Below are 14,356 nucleotides of genomic sequence, written 5' to 3' on the forward strand. Positions count from 1 at the left end.
TTTTGTAACACACATTTAGCCTTGTATTTGGCGCAATAGCTTTTGTGCGCGTTGGATTAGAGAATGTGTTGTGTTTGTGAGTTTTTGCTCTATGACTTCATCAAGGAGCGTTTGTAGCACAATTCCTATTGTTTTCCCTTCGTGTATATCCGCAAGTGTTTTGATGATTTCTCCATTGATATTGAGGCTTTTTATCTCATAACACCCGTGTTTTGCCAGAGTATGCACTTGTTTAGGTAGCATACCTAAATCCCCATATAGTAGCGTCCAAAGTTCTAATGCGTCGCATACATTTTGTGCGCCAAAGTGTGAGAGTAACCTAAGAATAGCACGATCATCGTTTGGTAGTGCGTGAGAGAGGAGGGCAAAAAGAGAGAAAATATGGGTTTTTTGATTATTGCTAAAGCGTAGATTCTCAATAATTGCAGTCCTTATATCATGAGGTAAGGTATGCAGTAGCCATACATAACGGAGTTCAAGTGAATCCAAAAGATGTATATGCGCTACACTCTCAAGGAGCGCGGAGCCAAAATGCGCATAAGAATCTCTAACAAGGTGGGCAAAAAGATATGCAAAAACCTCTATATATTCTTGAAAACTTGCACCGACATACGCACCCATTAGGGTTTTATCAAGTTCTAGGCGTATGCGCTCCACAGGTAAAGTCGCGATATGTGGATAAAGGCTTAAGAGTGCGTCTTTTGTGTGTGAATCTAGCACAAAGCCCAAGGTTGCTCTAAAGCGCACTGCGCGCAAGATTCTAAGAGAATCTTCACCAAAGCGTATGTGTGCTTCACCCACACACACAAGCCTTTTATGATTAAGATCTTGCACGCCATTGACATAATCTAATACCCCTTCAGATTCACTATACGCAAGGGCATTTATACTAAAATCTCGACGCATAACATCTTCGCAAAGGTGCTCTACAAATTGCACACAATTTGGGTGGCGGGAGTCAAGGTAGATTCCATCGCCACGAAAGGTGGTAATCTCATAACAAGTTGCATTGATACATACGCCTATAGTGCCATATTTTGCCCCTGTATGTATGAGTTTGAGATTTGGCTTGTGTGCAAATATCTCACAAATCGTGTTTGGGTGCGCGTTGGTAGCAATGTCCCAATCTTTTGGCGATACACCAAGCAAACTATCACGCACACAGCCTCCAATCACATACGCGCGATAACCACAAGCCTGAAGGCATTGTAAAATTTCTCTCAAATCTTGTGGTAGAGTGATATGGTATGGATATATAATAGGCGTGTTTGACACATTTGCTCCTATGCTTATTATTTATTGGTGGTAGGCTTGTATGTGGGTATTATACAATTTAAGACTTAGAAAAAATTACGATTTAATGTTGTTTGCTATGGTTTTTGGTTACAATAGCGCCAATAAGGGTCAAATTAGGAGCTTAAGAGATGAAGATCACAAAGATTATATCAGCATTTGCTTGGCTATGTATGTTTGCTAACGCACAAAGTTTTGAAGATTGTATGCAAGATCTTATCAATGGCAATTATAAAAAGGCCTTACAAGGATTTGAGAGGCTTTGTATGAATGGAGATTCTGGAGCGTGTTATCAGCTTGGTATTTTGTATAGTGATGGAGAAAATGCACCTAAAAATTTTCATAAAAGCGTGGCATTTTATGAGCAAGCGTGTAATGCAAATGTAATGGCGGCGTGTAATAATCTAGGTGTGATGTTTTATCGTGGCGAGGGTGTGCGTCAGGATTATCAAAGAAGCCTTGAATTATATGATAAGGCGTGTAAGGGTGGCAATGCCGATGCGTGTAATAATCTAGGCGTGATGTTTGAAAATGGCTATGGTGTAGAGAAAAAAGATTATACACAAGCAGGGCTGTATTATACTGATGCGTGTATGGGAAAGAGTGCCAAGGGCTGCTATAATCTTGCGGCTTTGGTTTATGCAGGGAATGGTATCAAAAAAGATAGAGCCATGGCAAAAGAATATTATGGGCTTAGTTGTGATTTTGGTTTGCAAGCTGGGTGCGATGAGTTTAAAAAGCTCAATCTTGAGTAAAAAAGGGTAAGTATGAAAAAGATTACCTATATTGTGTGTGTGGCGTGTTTGCTTGTAGGTAGTGGATGTGGTGAGAAAGTGCTACAAAAAACCTCTCAACTTGCTGATGAAAGTTCTATCGCGCACGAATCTCCGCAATTTTCTCAAAACGCTAAGATGTTTAGAGAATCTTGTGCAGTGGGCAATAGTGTAGATTGTTATAAGCTTGGTGTGATGTATGCCAAAGGCGATGGGAAAGCAAAGTGGTATTCCAAAGCCGCACAATTTTATAAGATAGCATGTGAATCTGGTGTGCTTAAGGCGTGTAATAATCTTGGTGCATTATATGAAGAGGGCTTAGGCATACGACAAAGTTATCAAGTCGCTTTTAGATTCTATCAAGCGGCGTGTTCTCGTGGTGAGCCTGATGCATGTAATAATCTCGCGCGTATGACAGAAAATGGTATTTTGGTAAGCAAAGATGCTAGTTATGCTGCGATATTATATGAAAAAGCGTGTATCGGTGGGAGTGCGGTAGCGTGTCTTAATACTGGTAGAATGTATCTCTATGGCAAGGGTGTAGATAAAAATAAACAAAGTGCAAAAAGCTTTTTTGGACAAGCTTGTGATTTGTCATTGCAAGAGGGTTGTGAGGCATATAAGTCGCTTTTATAAGTCGCATAATGCGTGGAGATTTTATATCGTGCTTTTTTAGAATCTCTGCGATTATATAGATGTGGTGTATATGTAGCGTGTTATAACCATTTTGGGTTTGCGGTAAAACTCACAGAGAGCCAAATTTTATAACTTGGAATCTCAAGAGCTTTTTCAATTCTTTCTCGGATACAATCAAACTCTGCCATTGTCATCGGCTTAGATGTGTTTTCTATCAGAATATTGACTTCCACCATATAAAATCGCCCTGATTTTGCTACATGCGTGTCATAATCGCTAAAGCCAAACTCTTTGCTTAGAGATTCCATAATATCTGTGATTTTAGAATCTATCTCGCTTGGCGCCACCATAATAAGGTCTTTGAAATTTGCAATTGCTATGCGAATGGGTGCAATACACAACAATAAAGAAAGCACTGCTAATAACAAAGGATCAACATACATAGCAAAGGCATTATGTGGGCTAAGCACAAAATAAATCACACCAAAGGCGCACAATGCCCCCAAATAGAGCACACAATCAATTTTCCATTCTGTGTTATCAACTTTGATGAGATCAGATTCTAAAATCTTTGTATATAGTAGCGTGTAAAAAAACAAACCAGCACAAAACACAAATGCACATACACTATAAATAATCGCTCCACCAAGTTCTACTGCATACCCACCATGTATCAGGCTTTCTAGCGCATTGATAAAGGCATATACACATACAAAAACAAGCACAAGGGATTTAAAGAGATTGACCATAGGCTCAAAACGCACATACCCATATTGAAACACATCATCATCTTCTTTGTAGATATAGCGAGAAGTGATAACAGACAATGCCCCAAGCCCTACACTAATAAGTGCGATAAAACCATCAAAGACCACTGCCATAGATTTGACAAAGATTCCAAAACCAATACCAAATATTGCAAGAAGTAATGCACTATACATCGAGATTTTTAAGACATATTGTTCTTTTTGTGCGGCTTTTTTAGAATCTATGGCAAATGTATGTTTGAGTGCCAAAATTCGTGCTTTGTGTTCTAGGTTTTGGGATTGTGTGGAGTGAGATTGTGGATCGTGGTTTTGTGCGTGAGAATCTTGGTGCATAGGATTATGTTTTCTAATCTTTGTGCCATAAGAATGGCGAGAAATATGTGCATTTTGTGAAGTGTGTGTTTGCATATGAAGCCTTTAAGGTTTTGGTGCATTATAGCCAAAGCTACACAACCTACATAGCTATTAAATTTGGCTGCAAAGTCGCTTTTTGGGCGACTATAGCAGTGGAAATACCTTTTTAGCGATATACTCTAGCTCTTGTTGCATATTTGCGCATTGCACAATAAGAAGATCTAAACCAGCTTCTTTGTAGGCGCGGATTTTTTCTGCGACTTGTTTTGGTGTGCCAACAAGTTCAGGTCTTAGTCCTCTATTAGACACGCTATAATCATATTTTGAGACTTCTACATCAAGATTTGAATTCCCTGTAAAATCTTTATAGGAATTTTCATATTCGGCATAATTTTTAATAGTTGTGATACGATCTAACTCTTCTTTTGCCTCTTGCTCACTATCACGCACAATCATATACACTGCCATACCAAAGCCCAAAAATGGCGCTAATCCAGCTTCTGTCTTGCGTCGTTTCATATCAGCAACTTTTTCTCGCACCTCTTCTAGTGTGCCTCCGTGCATAAGGTATTTGTCTGCAAATTGTGTGATTGCATTTCTACCGATTTCGCTTTCACCTCCAGCATACACAAGAGGAGTTTTTTTAGGTTTTGGCTCATTATAAGAATTACTAAATTCAAAATATTTGCCTTTATAATTTAGGGGGCTTTGCTCCCAAAACCCTCGCAAAACTTCTGTGTATTCACGCGTGAGCGTGTATCGATCATCGTGTCCATCAAAGTTTATGCCATATTGCCTCGCTTCTTCTTCCCACCATGCCGAAACCATATTGATACTAAAGCGATCATTGCAGATTTGGCTAATGGTAGCGATTTGCTTGGCAGTCAATGCTACTTGGTGATATTGTGGTCGTAGGGCTGCTAGAATCTCTATGCTTTTTGTGATTGCCGCCAATCCATTGGCTACTGCCCATGCATCAAGCGCAGGGGCTTTGTGTCCTTTGATGTCATTTAAGTAAAGCTCGGGGACAAGTGTTAGGACATAGCCTAGAGATTCGGCTTTGAGTGCAAGATTCCTGCAATACTCCCATGTGCCTTGTGTGCTATCATCATCTACATTGCGTAACCAACTTCCAAAAACCGGTGTCCAATACCCAAATTTCATCACTTACTCCTTTGTATTTTCTCTAACTCACTGTGTAAAAACTCTACAACTCTATCAGCCGCACCTTGCTTGTTTTGCTCTCGTAGATGCGATTCTACTTTGGAGTTGTAGTTTGTGTTGGTATTGATGTCATACACGACTATTTCACCATCTACGCTTTCTATAAATTCAACACCCGCAATTGCTATATTATGTGTTTGCAAAAAGCCTTCAAGTTTTTGCACAAGTGGCGTATTTGAATCTATATCAGTGCGTAGGGAGAATTTATCCACCCCACCTACATCGCACGCACCACCAGCAAGTTCTGGAAGGGCTTTGGTGCGTTCTATATCACAGGCATCTGCGGGACATAGTTCAAAAGCACCATTGCTTGTATCCACACGCACCGCATAATGGAATTTTCCTCCGATAAATTCAATGCGTGTGATATAAAATTCTTTTGCCCTAATGTATTCTTGCAAAAGCGTAATGCCATCAATTGGTGGCTCAAATGCGCTAGATTCTATATATTCCTTAAATTCCTCTATGCTTTCAAAGCGTCGCACACCTAGACCCTTGCCACCTTGGTTATGTTTGGTAATAAATGGCGTTTGCAATGTTTTTGCGCATTCAAGCAAGTCATTTTTACCAAAAACTGCAATTGTTTTTGGTGTGCGGAATCCTGCCTTGTTGAGTGCGAGGTATTGCCGCACTTTGCTTACTTCTAGTTCTAGCACACTGCTTCCATTTATCACACGGCGTCCATAAGATTCTAGCCATGATAAAACCGCGCGCCCATATTCTTTGCTAAGGCTATGATCGCGCGTATGACTTGAGGCAGAGAGCCTACTCCAAAATACGCCTTGTGGTGGTGGAGAATCTAAATCTATGCCGCCTTGTGTGAGATAGATTTCTCCAAACTTAATTCCTGCGCGTTCAAAAGCTTGAGCAAATGGCGGTATCCACTCATCATTTTCGTGAATAATGTAAATGTTTGTTGCGAGAGTATTAAATAACATATTCTATATCCTTTTTTGTGAATTGTCTTCTACCTGTTCCTGCATAATCATTGATACTTGATTTTGCACCATTAACGCGATATTGTGAGGCAATGTGATCATGCCCCAATCTATCTCCCTTGCCGAAAAGTTTATGTCGCAAACTACCTTGTGTGTATTCTTGTTTATAGACGCCGCGTTTTTGCAGTTCAGGCACGATAAACTCTACTACATCACTAAAGGTTGTTGGCGTGGTAGCATAGGCTAGATTGAATCCATCAGCATCACTATATGCGACAAATTCTTGTAGCATATCACACACTTGCGATGGCGATCCTACAAACTTCGGTCCTTGACAGCCTATGCCTGTGAGCTTTATGAGATCTCTTAGCGTCCATACCTTACCAGATTCTGTTGTGGAGTTGTCCAAAGCTTCTACCTGTGCAATCATAGCATTTGATTTGATATTGGTAAGTGGATCATCAAGATTATAGCGACTTAAATCTACCCCAAGCCACCCAGAGTTTAGCACCAACGCCCCTTCTGTGCTAGCGTATTTGAGCAAATCATTGTATTTTGCTTGTGCTAAGTCTTGGGTTGAATCTGTAATAATGGTTGCAAGACAATAAATTTTAGCACTATATGGATCACGACCAGCAGCTAAAAGTGCGTCTCTTACTTGCTTGATAGCAATTTTTGCATATTCTTTAGTTGGTGGTGCTATAAATATTGCTTCGGCGTGTGTCGCTGCAAATTTTCGTCCTCGTGTGGAATTTCCTGCTTGAAAAAGCACCGGCGTGCGTTGTATGCTTGGTTCGCAAAGATGGATTCCGGGCACATCAAAATATTTGCCATGATGTCCGATGTGGTGAATCTTGCTAGGATCTGCAAAATCGCCACTCTCTCTATCCAAGATCACCGCATCATCTTCCCAACTACCTTCTAATAATTTATAAATAACTTCCATATATTCATCAGCAAGTTCATATCGCTCATCATGTGGTAATTCACTAGCCCCCATATTTTTATTTGCGCTTGGTAGGTAGCCAGTTACGATATTCCACCCTACGCGTCCTTTTGTGAGATGATCTAGGGTGCTAAGACGCCTTGCAAATGGATATGGATGCTCAAAAGGCACACCAGCAGTAACCCCAAAACCTACATGTTTAGTTACACTTGCTCCTATGACTGCAAGCTGTGTAGGATCATTAACAGGGACTTGTAGGGCAGTTTTTAGAGCGCCTATATCGTTGCTACCATAGAGATCATAGACACCAAGCACATCAGCGATGAATACCGCATCAAAAAGTCCTTGTTCTGCAATCTTTGCTATGTTTTGCCAATATTCAATATCCTTATAATGCAGGGCTTGATCGTTTGGGTATCGCCAAAGCCCAGGGCTTAGATGTGAAATACAATTCATTTCAAACGCATTGAAAGAAATTATTTTTGTCTTCTTGCTCATTATTACTCCTTGTCATTGTGAGATAAACTTCAGACATTATAGCTCATTTTTTTTAAAACACAATATGTGTTTTTAATTTTATGCAAAATTTTGAAAAAATGTTACTTTTTAGATTATGTTTAAATTTATACAAAAATAACTTTTTGGGCTTTTGGATACATACCAAAATATGAGAGATATAATACATAAAGTATAGATTGTAAATGATCTATAAACTTTCAACATTTTTTAGGAGGGTGTTATGAGAAAACTAGCAATAATATGCGGTGTTTTGTGTGCTATGGCAACACTACATGCTGCACAATATGCTACGGAAGTAAAGAATCTCTATGTAGATTCTAAGGATTCAAAAGTCGTGGGGAAATTGTTACCAACCACAGAAGTGCAGGTTATCAAAAAAGAAAATGGTAGAGTGCTACTAGCTGTGGAGGGTTATGCTGATGCTAATTCGAATCTAGCAGTATATTTTGTGCCTGGCAAAAGAATCTTAAGTGTAGGGCTTACAAAAGATTCTGGCATTGCGCTAAAAAAACAATCTTCTGTGCAAGCTGATGGCAAGACATATAATAAGGTCAAAATTGAGGCATGGAGCGAAGATGATGCTTTAAGTGATGATATTAATGGACTTTTGGCTCAAGCAAAAGATATGTATGAGCAAAATTGTTCTATGTGTCATGGATTGCATTCTGTGAAAGAATATACCGCTAATCAATGGCCTAGTATGTTTAAATCAATGGCAGGACGCACAGCGATTGATAAAAAAGATTATCAACTTGTGATTGAATATTTGCAAAAAAATGCCAAAGATATGAAATAACATTAAGGAGGGTAGTATGAAAAACACAAATAAAAGAAGCGTAACAACAAAAAGCGTAGATTCTGTTGATAGTAGCAGAAGAAGTGCATTACGAACAATTGGGCTTTTTAGCACCGTGCCATTTATTGGTGGTGCTTGGATTGGGTGTGGAGATTCTTCATCTACGACAACTGATGTGCAAAATATCACAAACTTTAGCACAGATTTAGTGCTTGATGGTGATGTATATACGGCAGCACACTGGGGGGCATTAAAAGTAAGCGTCAAAGGTGGCAAGATTGTCAAAAGTCAAAACGCTTTTAGCGGATTAGAAGAAAATCCTCTCCAAGCTGTAACAGCAGATTTGGTTGATGGTAAATACACAAACAGAATAAAAGCACCTATGGTGAGAAAAAGCTACTTAGAAAAACAAGCAGGGAATAATGCTTTGCGTGGTGCTGATGAGTGGGTTGAGGTGAGCTATGAAGAAGCTATAAAAATAGTGAGCGATGAGATTAAGCGTGTGCGATCTAGCAAAGGTCCAACAGCAATTTATGGTGGTTCTTATGGCTGGAAATCAAGCGGAAATATGCACAATGCACGCACATTGCTTCATAGATTTTTGAATCTTGGTGGTGGCTTTGTAGGCGGTTTGGGAGATTATTCTACAGGTGCTGCGCAGGTGATTATGCCTCATGTGCTTGGGACATTGGAAGTGTATGAGCAACAAACTTCTTGGCCATTGGTTTTAGAGCATTCTAAAGTCGTAGTTATTTGGGGGGCAAATCCTGTTGATACCCTAAGAATCGCGTGGTCATCAAATGATAATCAAGGCTTAGAATACCTTAAAAAACTTCGCGATAGTGGCAAAAAAATCATTTGTATAGATCCTGCAAAAAGCTCTACCGTGCAATACTTTGATAGCAAAGCAGAACATATTAGAGTTGTGCCAAACACCGATGTAGCGTTGATGTTGGGTATTATTCATACAATGCTTGTTACAAATAAATATGATAAAGATTTTATTGCAGACTATACAGAGGGATTTGAAAAATTCCAAAAATATGTAGAGGGCAAAACTGATGGTGTGGTTAAAGATGCTAAGTGGGCGTCTGATATTTGTGGCGTAAGTGAAGAAAAAATCAAAGAGCTTGCCGAAGTATTTTTTGAGAATCGCACAATGATTATGGGTGGTTGGAATATGCAACGCCAACACCACGGAGAACAAGCGCATTGGATGCTTGTAGTTTTATCTTCTATGATTGGACAAATCGGCTTACCAGGCGGTGGTTTTGGCTTTAGCTATCATTATAGCAATGGTGGAGCACCAACAACAAATGCACCTGTAGTCGGTGGTATATCAATAGGTAAAGTTTCAAGTGGTGGTGCGGAATGGTTGAGCGATGGTTCGGCAGTTTCTATTCCTGTAGCTCGTGTTACTGATATGCTTGCAAACCCAGGGAAAACTATCAAATACAATGGCAAGACAATCAAATATCCAGAGATTGATTTAGTGTATTGGGCTGGTGGCAATCCTTTTGTGCATCACCAAGATACAAATGCACTTCTATCAGCATGGAGAAAACCAACAACTATTATCGTGCATGATATGTATTGGACACCTACAGCAAAAATGGCAGATATTGTATTCCCTATCACGACGCCTTATGAGCGCAATGACATCACGATGAGTGGGGATTATTCTAATATGAATATAAATCCTATGAAGCAAGTCGTTGCACCACTTGAGAAAGCAAAAAGTGATTATCAAGTCTTTTCGGATTTGGCGGAGGCTTGTGGATTTGGTGAGCAATACACAGAGGGCAAAGCAGAAATGGATTGGATTGAGGAGTTTTATAACGCTGCCTATCAAAATGCACAAAAGGCTGGTGTGGTAATGGCTGATGGAAACCCAATGCCAGATTTTCAAACATTTTGGAGTGCTAATAGACCACTTGTGTTTGATGCGACACCAGAAGGACTTGATTTTGTGCGATATGCAGATTTTAGAGAAGACCCTATCTTAAATCCTCTTGGCACACCTAGCGGTAGGATAGAAATTTATTCTGAAGTTATAGAAAAAATGAATTACAAAGATTGTAAGGCATTCCCACAATGGTTTGAGCCAGCAGAATGGAAAGGCATGAAGGATAAACCTGCGGAATTTGCACTTCTTAGCCCACATCCAAGTTTGAGATTGCATTCACAGCTTGCTAATACAAGATTGCGAGATGAATATGCAGTAGCTAATAGAGAGCCTATTTGGATTAATCCAGCAGATGCTAAAGCCAAAGATATCCAAAATGGCGATCTTGTGCGTGTATTTAATAAACGCGGACAAATTCTTGCCGGAGCTGTAGTTAGTGATATTGTAGATGAGGGCGTGGTGAGAATCTATGAGGGTGCGTGGTATGATCCAAGTGATGCAAGCGAGGCTAATACATTATGCAAAAATGGTAGTGCAAATGTTCTTACAATGGATATACCAACTTCTGAACTTGCCAATGGTAATAGTGCCTGCACAGCATTGGTAAATATTGAAAAATACACAGGAACACCACCAGAAAATACTGCATTCTTGCCACCAAAAGGTGCGTAAATTTTTAAGTCCGCTTACACGCGGACTTTATTCATATGTCTGATACATTAGTGAAATATCATACAAAACCTACACAAGAGAATCTCTAAGAGAATCTAAGCATTACGTTACGATTTGAGCTACTTAACCCACATATATAAAACTTTTAGTGAGATTTTATTTCCTAGTCTTTATAATGTATATAGGGATTTAAATGTGATATAAGATTCTAAAGGTTTAGTAGTTAAGGGCGGAGAGGTTAAGAGTGAGTAGAATCTATGAGTGCTTTAGCAAATAATATCCATAGAACATAAAAACTAAAAGGAGATTCCAAATGACAAAAACATTCTTTATTATTTTAACTATGGTGTTTCTAAGCCAAAGTATTAATGCCCAAAGCCCACAAGAATCTAAACCTAGCTTTGATTGTGTCAAAGCAACTACAAAAGTAGAAAAGATGATATGTGAAGATTCTAGTGGGGAATTACAGAATCTAGATAGGCTATATTCTAAACTCTATTTTTCAATCCTAAAGAGTATCCCAAAGGACACAAAGCAAGGGCAGGAGGTGAGAAAGCAAATGCAAAAATTTGCTAAAAATTTTATGGATTATAGGGATAATATGCGTTGTTTTTTGTTGGCAAAAAATGATGATACAAAAGAAGTTGAGGAAACATTTAGCATAGCACGCGAAAACGGAATAATATACGAAAATATGAATTCAGTCCATTTTGGTATCAAAACACATCATTATAAGCCCTGTATAGCAAGGGTTTATAAAATGGGGATTCTATTGCTTAGCACTAATACTATCGTAGATACAAGTTCTCTCATAGATAAAGATACTTTTTATACTTGTGAGGGCAATATGATACTTGATATTTTTTCGATTAAAGGTTTGGCTCGTTTTAAATTGTATAGTAGGTTTTTTTCAAAAGAATATGAAGAAGCCATTATAGAGGCTTCCAAAGCACTGCAAGAATTAAGCTCAAATAGTCGCTATACTCAAGTATGTGTTTTTGAAGATGAGGGGTATATATGCACAAATGGAGAGTGTGAATTTAATTTAGATGAAATGCAAACTAGAGTTATTCAACCACTTGATAGATTTATTCAAAATATAGATTTAAGGAAACTAAATGCCAATTAAAGCAACAAATTTTCCGCTTTTTGGATTGCAATAATGAAGGTTGCTTGGCTGAATATGAAACTTTGCATAAATATGCCACTTGTGAAATACGCAAAGATGATAGAATGCTATCTCTAAAAATACTTTCCCCAAAAGAAGCCATTTTGCGATTAAAAACCAAAGATGAACATAATGCAGAAAAAATATGTGAGCTAACCTTGCAAAAAACACAAAAGGGCTTTAGAGTAGAAAATCCTTTGAATGCAATAGAATCTTGCAATACAAGTTTATCTATTTTTGAATCTTGTGGTGCGGAGACTAATCCAGATTGGACTATGGAGTTTATCAAGGAGCAATGATGAATATTATGGGTTTTAAAGGAGGCTTTATGCAAAAAATTCTAATAGTCTTAGGAGTTTTCTTAATGTTAAGCATTAGTGCCAATGCCCAAAGCCCACAAGAAGCCAAACCTAGCTTTGATTGTGTCAAAGCAACTACAAAAGCAGAAAAGATAATATATGAAGATTCTAGTGGGGAATTACAGAATCTAGATAGGCTATATTCTAAACTCTATTTTTCAATCCTAAAGAGTATCCCAAAGGATACCAAGCAAGGGCAGGAGACAAGAGAACAACTAAAATATTTTAATAAATCCGTTATGCAGCATAGAAATATATGGAGTTGCTATTTTGTTGCACCACTTAAGGCAAGACAACAAGAAAACTTTGAACAACATTATCTCAATTATTGCATAAAACAAACTTATTTAGAAGCTATTGCTACTCTAGGGTTTAAAATGATAGATACAGAAGCCAACAGAGAAAAATGGGGCTTTAATGAAAAAATGGAAGATTTTATTGTCCCAATTATAAATGTTAATGGAGTCTATGATGTGGCAGATATAGAGTTTTTGCCTAGTTATAATCTATTTAGTAATTTTTTTGAAAACACTACCAAGGACATTATTATAGATTTTATGGCTTACAGCATTATGCAGTGGAATTACTTTCTTGTAGATGTTCGGATTAATGAGGCAAATGAGGATGTTTTTGATGAGGCAGTGGAAAAATACAAAATATACTATGACAAGCTATATCAAGCTTTTACAAAAGATAAAAAACTTAATGCATTATTAGGAAACTAAATGTCAATTAAGACAACAAATTTAAGCTATGAGGAATTTAAAAGCCTACAAAAAAGGAGTTGATATGAAAAAACTAATTGCGTGTTTGTTTTGCATTTCACTTATAAATGCCAACGAGCTTTTGGAAAAATTTGATGAATATCCTGCGACAATATATCAAGGGGAGCATAAAATCCCAAAAGATTATCAATGCAGCAATGGAGAGTGTAGAGATATAAATAACAAACTAGTTGATTTGAGCATTAATTTTGCGGGCAAATATTCCATAATTGCTCATAGTTGCGGAACAGGCTGTAGATTCTATTCGATGTTAAATGTGGAAAATGGAGAGGATAACCTCAAGATTTTAAGTTCATTTAATACAATCCCAGATGTAAATGGCAAAGAGACAATAAATGATTTATTCAGTAAAAATGATAGCCGACTTTTGGTTGTGAAAACTATCGGTGATACAGGTTGCAAACAAGAAACTTTTTTGTTTGATGGCAATTCTTTAGAACTACTTTCACAATTAGAATCTTGCATTGAACAATGAATAGATTGCAGAATCTTTGCGATTATTAAAAAATAAATGAAGGAGTTAGGTATGAAACATACAATATTTTTTCTTGTTTTTTTATTGTTTGGGTATGCTAGGGCTGATTCTATTGATACACCTACACAGCAAACTCACAAAATCCAATCGAGCCTGTATAAAAAATGGGAGAAACAATGGGGGAATTATCAGTGGAACAATAACGCCATAGGCAATAAATCCTATGCCTTTGAGACTGCTTATATTATCATAGAGATGATTGATAAGAGTGATATAGATGGACTAAGCTATTTGTATCAAGCTTTGCAAAAAGATAAGGAGCATAATATGGCATTTCTAAATGGCATAATTGGTGAGCCAACATTTGAGAAAAAGGCAATAGACAAAGCCAACTTTGAGGCTTTGGAATTTTTGCTTAAAAATGATGTTATAGATATTAATGCAACAATAAGCGATGATGCTTTGCAAGAATATTCTCTACCAACCTATGCCACCCAAAAACTCCAAGAAGCTAAAGCTAAGGGAGATTCTAAGGCAATACAAAATTATGAAAAAATCATAAAATTTTTGCAAGAGTATGAGACAAAATAGATACATGAGTGCAATACCAAAATTACAATGCAACAACACAGATTCTATCTTTGAAGCAAGGATAAACAACACACAAAGGCTAATAAGAAAAAAGATACCACTCTGGAGTGTAAAGCTATATATCCCAAAAGACATGAAAGAAGGACGAGAAACA

Annotated in this window: 14 protein-coding genes; 9 read left to right on the plus strand and 5 right to left on the minus strand. The window is 37.9% G+C overall.

The window, feature by feature from the left end:
* Nucleotides 1-15: 15 nt before the first annotated feature.
* Complete coding sequence (locus tag B9T66_RS05580) at nucleotides 16-1,275, minus strand: CCA tRNA nucleotidyltransferase (protein WP_095628006.1); 1,260 nt, start codon at nucleotides 1,273-1,275, stop codon at nucleotides 16-18.
* A gap of 149 nt (nucleotides 1,276-1,424) precedes the next feature.
* On the opposite strand from B9T66_RS05580, the gene B9T66_RS05585 reads away from it, so the two are divergent.
* Together B9T66_RS05585 and B9T66_RS05590 are read left to right on the plus strand one after the other, a co-directional pair.
* The gene (locus B9T66_RS05585) at nucleotides 1,425-2,048 is read left to right on the plus strand and encodes a tetratricopeptide repeat protein (protein WP_143429104.1); all 624 of its coding nucleotides are present in this window, start codon (nucleotides 1,425-1,427) and stop codon (nucleotides 2,046-2,048) included.
* 12 nt (nucleotides 2,049-2,060) lie between these two features.
* Nucleotides 2,061-2,702, plus strand: a complete 642-nt coding sequence (locus B9T66_RS05590; protein ID WP_095628007.1) for a tetratricopeptide repeat protein — start codon at nucleotides 2,061-2,063, stop codon at nucleotides 2,700-2,702.
* Nucleotides 2,703-2,782: 80 nt separating this feature from the next.
* Here B9T66_RS05590 and B9T66_RS05595 read toward each other — a convergent pair whose 3' ends face one another.
* From B9T66_RS05595 to B9T66_RS05610, 4 genes are all read right to left on the minus strand, one after another.
* The gene (locus tag B9T66_RS05595; protein ID WP_374220128.1) at nucleotides 2,783-3,877 is read right to left on the minus strand and encodes a cation diffusion facilitator family transporter; all 1,095 of its coding nucleotides are present in this window, start codon (nucleotides 3,875-3,877) and stop codon (nucleotides 2,783-2,785) included.
* A 90-nt stretch (nucleotides 3,878-3,967) separates the two neighbouring features.
* Entirely contained in the window at nucleotides 3,968-4,987 is a 1,020-nt protein-coding gene (locus B9T66_RS05600; RefSeq protein WP_095628008.1) for an LLM class flavin-dependent oxidoreductase, read from the minus strand.
* Nucleotides 4,987-5,985 carry an ATP-grasp domain-containing protein gene (locus B9T66_RS05605; RefSeq protein WP_095628009.1) on the minus strand — a complete coding sequence of 333 codons (999 nt, stop codon included), beginning with the start codon at nucleotides 5,983-5,985 and terminating at the stop codon, nucleotides 4,987-4,989. The genes B9T66_RS05600 and B9T66_RS05605 overlap by 1 nt, the downstream gene beginning before the upstream one ends.
* Complete coding sequence (locus B9T66_RS05610) at nucleotides 5,975-7,429, minus strand: LLM class flavin-dependent oxidoreductase (RefSeq protein ID WP_095628010.1); 1,455 nt, start codon at nucleotides 7,427-7,429, stop codon at nucleotides 5,975-5,977. Before B9T66_RS05610 ends, B9T66_RS05605 begins: the two co-directional genes overlap by 11 nt.
* 241 nt (nucleotides 7,430-7,670) lie before the next feature.
* Here B9T66_RS05610 and B9T66_RS05615 point away from each other — a divergent pair, with 241 nt between their 5' ends.
* The 7 genes from B9T66_RS05615 to B9T66_RS05645 all read left to right on the plus strand — a co-directional run bounded on the left by B9T66_RS05615 (nucleotide 7,671) and on the right by B9T66_RS05645 (nucleotide 14,202).
* Complete coding sequence (locus B9T66_RS05615) at nucleotides 7,671-8,246, plus strand: hypothetical protein (protein WP_095628011.1); 576 nt, start codon at nucleotides 7,671-7,673, stop codon at nucleotides 8,244-8,246.
* 16 nt (nucleotides 8,247-8,262) lie between these two features.
* Nucleotides 8,263-10,824: a molybdopterin guanine dinucleotide-containing S/N-oxide reductase gene (locus B9T66_RS05620; protein WP_095628012.1), complete on the plus strand. Its 2,562-nt coding sequence runs from the start codon at nucleotides 8,263-8,265 to the stop codon at nucleotides 10,822-10,824.
* Between the two features lie 313 nt (nucleotides 10,825-11,137).
* The gene (locus B9T66_RS05625) at nucleotides 11,138-11,953 is read left to right on the plus strand and encodes a hypothetical protein (protein WP_095628013.1); all 816 of its coding nucleotides are present in this window, start codon (nucleotides 11,138-11,140) and stop codon (nucleotides 11,951-11,953) included.
* 44 nt (nucleotides 11,954-11,997) lie between these two features.
* Nucleotides 11,998-12,291, plus strand: coding sequence for a hypothetical protein (locus tag B9T66_RS05630; RefSeq protein WP_095628014.1), 294 nt, complete (start codon nucleotides 11,998-12,000; stop codon nucleotides 12,289-12,291).
* Between the two features lie 29 nt (nucleotides 12,292-12,320).
* On the plus strand, nucleotides 12,321-13,076 hold the full coding sequence (locus tag B9T66_RS05635; protein WP_095628066.1) for a hypothetical protein: 756 nt from the start codon (nucleotides 12,321-12,323) through the stop codon (nucleotides 13,074-13,076).
* A gap of 64 nt (nucleotides 13,077-13,140) precedes the next feature.
* Nucleotides 13,141-13,611: a hypothetical protein gene (locus B9T66_RS05640; RefSeq protein ID WP_095628015.1), complete on the plus strand. Its 471-nt coding sequence runs from the start codon at nucleotides 13,141-13,143 to the stop codon at nucleotides 13,609-13,611.
* Between the two features lie 51 nt (nucleotides 13,612-13,662).
* Complete coding sequence (locus tag B9T66_RS05645) at nucleotides 13,663-14,202, plus strand: hypothetical protein (protein ID WP_095628016.1); 540 nt, start codon at nucleotides 13,663-13,665, stop codon at nucleotides 14,200-14,202.
* The last annotated feature ends 154 nt before the right edge of the window (nucleotides 14,203-14,356 follow it).

The sequence above is a fragment of the Helicobacter sp. TUL genome (genome assembly GCF_002287135.1).
Taxonomy (GTDB): Bacteria; Campylobacterota; Campylobacteria; order Campylobacterales; family Helicobacteraceae; genus Helicobacter_F.

Coding starts and splice junctions, on each gene's coding strand:
- B9T66_RS05635 (WP_095628066.1), top strand. CDS start 12,321: ATGCAAAAAATTCTAATAGTCTTAGGAGTTTTCTTAATGTTAAGCATT.
- B9T66_RS05585 (WP_143429104.1), top strand. CDS start 1,425: ATGAAGATCACAAAGATTATATCAGCATTTGCTTGGCTATGTATGTTT.
- B9T66_RS05620 (WP_095628012.1), top strand. CDS start 8,263: ATGAAAAACACAAATAAAAGAAGCGTAACAACAAAAAGCGTAGATTCT.
- B9T66_RS05595 (WP_374220128.1), bottom strand. CDS start 3,877: ATGCAAACACACACTTCACAAAATGCACATATTTCTCGCCATTCTTAT.
- B9T66_RS05645 (WP_095628016.1), top strand. CDS start 13,663: ATGAAACATACAATATTTTTTCTTGTTTTTTTATTGTTTGGGTATGCT.
- B9T66_RS05615 (WP_095628011.1), top strand. CDS start 7,671: ATGAGAAAACTAGCAATAATATGCGGTGTTTTGTGTGCTATGGCAACA.
- B9T66_RS05590 (WP_095628007.1), top strand. CDS start 2,061: ATGAAAAAGATTACCTATATTGTGTGTGTGGCGTGTTTGCTTGTAGGT.
- B9T66_RS05605 (WP_095628009.1), bottom strand. CDS start 5,985: ATGTTATTTAATACTCTCGCAACAAACATTTACATTATTCACGAAAAT.
- B9T66_RS05600 (WP_095628008.1), bottom strand. CDS start 4,987: ATGAAATTTGGGTATTGGACACCGGTTTTTGGAAGTTGGTTACGCAAT.
- B9T66_RS05640 (WP_095628015.1), top strand. CDS start 13,141: ATGAAAAAACTAATTGCGTGTTTGTTTTGCATTTCACTTATAAATGCC.
- B9T66_RS05610 (WP_095628010.1), bottom strand. CDS start 7,429: ATGAGCAAGAAGACAAAAATAATTTCTTTCAATGCGTTTGAAATGAAT.
- B9T66_RS05625 (WP_095628013.1), top strand. CDS start 11,138: ATGACAAAAACATTCTTTATTATTTTAACTATGGTGTTTCTAAGCCAA.